The organism is uncultured Cardiobacterium sp., from assembly GCF_938028185.1.
GTDB lineage: Bacteria > Pseudomonadota > Gammaproteobacteria > Cardiobacteriales > Cardiobacteriaceae > Cardiobacterium.
On sequence record NZ_CALJAH010000097.1, the window covers coordinates 1 to 5,032 of the forward strand.

The following is a 5,032-nucleotide window of genomic DNA, read 5'->3' on the forward strand; positions in this document are numbered from 1 at the left end:
GCTCTTAAAGGCTGTTTACCATTGAAAAATCCCCCTCCCCTGCAGGACGAAGCCCGCAGCGGGCGCGGGTTCCCATTCAAAAGGCGGCCGCATTTTGAATGGGGAGGGGGTGAGCGGTGTAGTGAATATAGTCATCCACCGTATGAGGCTTTCGATGGATGGCGATAACTACCGACAATTAAAAAGCCCGCTTTAATAGCGGGCTTTCTTTATGGCAGGGCGGTTATTGTTCGTAATAGGTGTAGCCGCGCAGGCCTGCCTCAAAGGCGTTTACCAGATGCTGCCGTTCGGCGGCGCTGATGGTGCCGTTGCGTACCGCGCGTTCGGCCGTTTGGCGGAACTGGGCGAGGAGGTTGTTCGGCTGGTATTCGACGTAGCTCAGCACGTCCGCTACCGAGTCGCCTTCGACTTCGCCGACAAAATCAAAGCTGCCGTCTTCGTTGATGTACACCGAGACAACGTGGGTGTCGCCGAGCAGGTTGTGCAGGTCGCCGAGGGTTTCTTGGTAGGCGCCGACGAGGAATGCGCCGAGGTAGTATTCTTCGCCTTCGCGGATTTCGTGTAGCGGCAGGGCGCGGCTGACTTCGCCGTTTTCCGGGAAGCGGTCAATTTTGCCGTCGCTGTCGCAGGTCATGTCGGCGATGATGCTGTTGCGCGTCGGCCGTTCGTTTAGGCGGTGCAGCGGCACGACAGGGAAGATTTGGTCAATCGCCCAGGCGTCCGGCAGCGACTGGAAGACGCTGAAGTTGCCGTAGTAGATGTCGGCCAGCATGGTTTTCAGCACTTCGGGTTCGGAGAGGGCGTCCGGGTTGCGCTCGGCGATTTTCTGCACTTCGGCCATGATGACCATGAAGATTTGTTCGACGCGGGAGCGGGTGCGCAGGTCAAGCTGGCCGCGCATGAAACCGTCGCGCGCTTCGTCGCGGTAGTACACGGCGTCGTTGAAGCATTCCTGCACGGTTTTGTCCGAAAGCATACGGTAGCTTTCCATGAGGTTGTGCACGAGTTCGTTGTCTTCGTTGTTGTCGGCGGGCAGGCGGGCGTCGGTGTAGCCGGTCACGTCCAGGATGTTGAACATGAGGACGGTGGAGTAGGCGACGGTGGAACGGCCCGACTCGGTGACGATGGTCGGGTGTTCGATGCCTTTTTCGTCCATCACCGCCTGGATGGTTTCAACCACGTCCACGCAGTATTCTTCGAGGGTGTAGTTGCGCGAGTGGATGGCGGAGGTGCGGCTGCCGTCGTAGTCCACAGCGAGGCCGCCGCCGAGGTCAAGAAAGCGCATCGGTGCGCCTTCTTCGACGAGTTCGACGTAGTAGCGGCAGGCTTCGCGCACGCCGGTGCGGATGTCGCGGATGTTCGGGATTTGCGAGCCGAGGTGGTAGTGCAGGAATTGCAGGCAGTCGAGCATTCCCGCCGCTTTCAGGCCATCGATGACGCCGACGAGCTGGCTGGCGTTCAGGCCGAACATGGAGCGGTCGCCGCTGGTGGCGTTCCAGTGGCCGGAGACGTGCGAGAAGAGTTTGGCGCGCACGCCGATAACGGGGCGCACGCCCATCGCCTGCGAGCTTTCGACGATGATAGGCAGTTCTGCCGGGGTTTCGATGACGAAGATGACCTGGAAGCCGAGTTTGGTCATGCCGAGGCCGAGTTCGACAAATTCGCGGTCCTTGTAGCCGTTGCAGACGATGAGCGGCCCTGGCTCGGAGAGCATGGAGAGGGCGATCATCAGTTCGGCTTTGGAGCCGGCTTCGAGGCCGTGCTGCCAGGGTTTGCCGAAGCGGACGATGTCTTCGATGACTTGCGCCTGCTGGTTCACCTTGATGGGGAACACGCCCCGGTATTTGCCCCGGTAATGGCTGCTCGCGATAGCGTTGGCGAAGCTTTCGTTGATGAGGCGGATCTGGTTTTCGAGGATGTTTTGCACGCGCAGCATCACGGGCATGGTTTTGCCGCGTACTTCCATGCCTTCGATGAGGTCGAGCATGGCGATTTCAGCGCTTTTGCCGCTTGCAAGCGGGGCATTGATGACGAGGTTGCCGTCGTCATTCAGGCGGAAGTAGCCCGCACCCCAGCCGCTGATGCGGTAGAGTTCGTCGGCGTCAGCAATGCTCCAGTCTGTTTTTGCGTTCAATGTGAGTTCCTTGGGTTTGTATGGGAGGGAATTTACATACAGGTTGAGCGCTCAGGTGTATGTAAACGGGAGAGTCAAAGGGTTAGGTCTTCCGGCCAGACGATAAAGATTGCGCCAAAGCGGTTTTTGCGTATCACGCCGCCGATTTCTTTGCCCTTTTCGGTGAGGTCGTAACCTTTTTCCTGTTGTTCCTGCAAGCCGAGAGCGCAGAGTTTTTGATTGCATTCTTTGGTACTGATGCCATATTTTTCAGCCAGTTTGGAGGTACTCAATCCGCTATATTTTTTGGCGTGTTCTTCGGGCACATGATTTTCTGCCTGTTCCGTTTTTTCGCTTTTCTCCACGACATCAAGCGAAATTTTGACCTCATCGCTGATGCGGATGATGCGTTGCGCTTCGGCATAGGCATCCTGATAGAGCGCGCCATCGTCGCGTTCAATATAGACACCCATTTCGTTATTATTGACCTGGCTGAATTCGTAGAGATTCAGGCTGGTGATAATGCAGGCACTTTCGCTGATATAGCATTTGGCGTGCAGGTTATGGCAATAACTAGTGCGGATGTAATGCAGGTTTTTCAGCCAGTTCACTTCGGCGGGCTGAAGTTCGCTTTTGCCATAGACAATGCGCACGTCAATTTTCAACCGGTCTTTGTCTTCAAGCAATTCCTTGATGCGGTCATTCAGTTTAAGGTAGGGGCTAATCAGCCAGAGGCGTTCACGGCTGTTTTTGATGAGTTCTTCAAGGTAATAGGTTGTGGCGCTGGTGTTGAGGAATTTGGGCATCGTTTTTCCCTTGTCAATATGCATTGGTATTTCTGCTTATGCGCGTTGCAGTCGCGCAATCATGAGGGGATGATATAGCGATACTCACAAAGTTCTGTACAAGGCGCGCCACCGAAGGCAGTACAGATTAGGCGCTGTTTACAATTGGCCATAACATGATGATTTCATTAGCAGGTTTGGTTAAGGCCTGTTTACCATTCAGCCGTAAACACGCCCAAGCCAATGCGGTTGCGTGGCGACGATTTTGTGAGCTACACCCTACGCACGGAGCCCGACCGCTGCGGGTTTCGCCCTGCGGAGGAGGGAGGCCTAAATTGTAAACAGCCCCTAGTACGGCGAGGCGGACAATACCGTACAGGGCTTTGTGAGGATTGCGATATACGACATAGTGTAGCAGTGTTTGTTAGGTTTGCCGCCTGCAAAAAATGCCCACAGGCGGCGAGCGGGTGCCGTGTTATCCTGCGAAACGCCCGCTTGCCATCCGCCATCACTCGACAAGCAGCGGCGAAACGGAATGCGTCATTATCCCTTTTGCTGGGAGCAATACCGGCCTGCGCTGTCACGTCTACGCCTACGACCGAAAGCGCAATGCCTTCCGTGATTTTGTCATCACCCGCATCGAAACGCCGACCCACTGACACTTTACGGCGTGGAAAGCGCCGCCCTCGCGCCCGGATACCAGCCGCCACAACACGCCTAAAGGAGCTCCCATGCACCCCATCACCCCGCAGCAAAGCCAATACCTCGCCTGGCAACTGACCCGCCGCGCCGCCAGCGACAGCATCGAATCCCTCGCCGCGACGCTGGTTGATGCACAAGTTGACCTCGACCCGCACCAGGTCGATGCCGCACTGTTCGCCTGCCGCAACCCGCTCTCGCGCGGTGTCATCCTGGCCGACGAAGTCGGCCTCGGCAAAACCATCGAAGCGGGGCTGGTCATCGCGCAGCGTTGGGCAGAGCGGCGGCACAAAATCCTCATCATCACCCCCGCCAACCTGCGCAAACAGTGGCACCAGGAATTACAGGACAAATTCGGCCTCGGCAGCATCATCCTCGAAAGCAAAAACTACAACGCCCTGCGCAAAAAACAGCCCAACCCCTTCCAGCAGGAAGACCCCATCATCTGCTCCTACCAATTCGCCAAAAGCAAGGCGGACGACATCCGGCGCATCCACTGGGATCTGGCGGTGCTGGACGAAGCACACCGCCTGCGCAACGTGTACAAAAACGGCAACATCATCGCCCGCACCCTCAAAGAGGCGATGACCCACGTCCACGCCAAAGTCCTGCTCACCGCCACCCCGCTGCAAAACACCCTGCTCGAACTCTACGGCCTGGTCAGCATCATTGACGACCGCGTATTTGGCGACCTTGACAGCTTCCGCAGCCAATTCACCAACCGCGCGAACCACAACGCCCTGCGCGCCCGCCTCGCCCCCGTCTGCAAACGCACCCTGCGCCAGCAAGTGCAGCCCTACGTCTCCTACACCGCGCGCCACGCCATTGTGCAAGAATTCACGCCGAGCGACGAAGAACGCGAACTCTCGCGCCTCGTTGCCGACTACCTGCGCCGCCCGACCTGAAAGCATTGCCGAAAGGACAACGGCAACTCATCTCGCTTGTTCTGTGGAAACTACTCGCCTCATCCAGCCGCGCCATTGCCGGGGCGCTGGCAACCATGGCAGAGCGCCTGCAAAACCTGCTGGATAGCGGCAACAGCGAAGCACTCGCGCAAAGCCTCGACGAAGACTACGAAGGCCTTGCCGACACCGCCGACGAATGGGAGGGCGACGAAGACGAAAGCGCGCCTGCCAGCAGCGAACGCGCCGCCATTGCCGCAGAAATCGCCGAACTGCAGCGCTACAAACAACTTGCCGACAACATCCGCAACGACGGCAAAGGCGAAAAACTGCTCACCGCGCTCGACAGAGCCTTCGCCGAACTCGAACGCCTGGGCGCGGAGAAAAAAGCCATCATCTTCACCGAATCGCGCCGCACCCAGGACTACTTGTTGGAATTGTTGGAAAACACCCCCTACGGCGACGGTATCGTCCTCTTTATAGCAATCCTCTCTAAATTCTATACAATCATCAATTTCCCTGGAGCCTGACCA

At 57.4% G+C, this 5,032-nt stretch carries 2 protein-coding genes and 2 pseudogenes; 2 read left to right on the forward strand and 2 right to left on the reverse strand.

Annotation, left to right across the window (positions count from 1 at the left end; genetic code table 11):
- Window positions 1-223: 223 nt before the first annotated feature.
- Both speA and Q0349_RS03200 read right to left on the reverse strand, forming a co-directional pair.
- Window positions 224-2,134, reverse strand: coding sequence for a biosynthetic arginine decarboxylase (gene speA, locus Q0349_RS03195; protein ID WP_298079433.1), 1,911 nt, complete (start codon window positions 2,132-2,134; stop codon window positions 224-226).
- 74 nt (window positions 2,135-2,208) lie between these two features.
- The gene (locus tag Q0349_RS03200) at window positions 2,209-2,919 is read right to left on the reverse strand and encodes a phospholipase D family protein (RefSeq protein WP_298079434.1); all 711 of its coding nucleotides are present in this window, start codon (window positions 2,917-2,919) and stop codon (window positions 2,209-2,211) included.
- A gap of 461 nt (window positions 2,920-3,380) precedes the next feature.
- On the opposite strand from Q0349_RS03200, the pseudogene Q0349_RS03205 reads away from it, so the two are divergent.
- Window positions 3,381-3,551: pseudogene (locus Q0349_RS03205) on the forward strand (WYL domain-containing protein); the annotation flags it as partial.
- A gap of 78 nt (window positions 3,552-3,629) precedes the next feature.
- Window positions 3,630-4,978, forward strand: a pseudogene (locus Q0349_RS14045) (DEAD/DEAH box helicase); the annotation flags it as partial.
- Window positions 4,979-5,032: the final 54 nt, after the last annotated feature.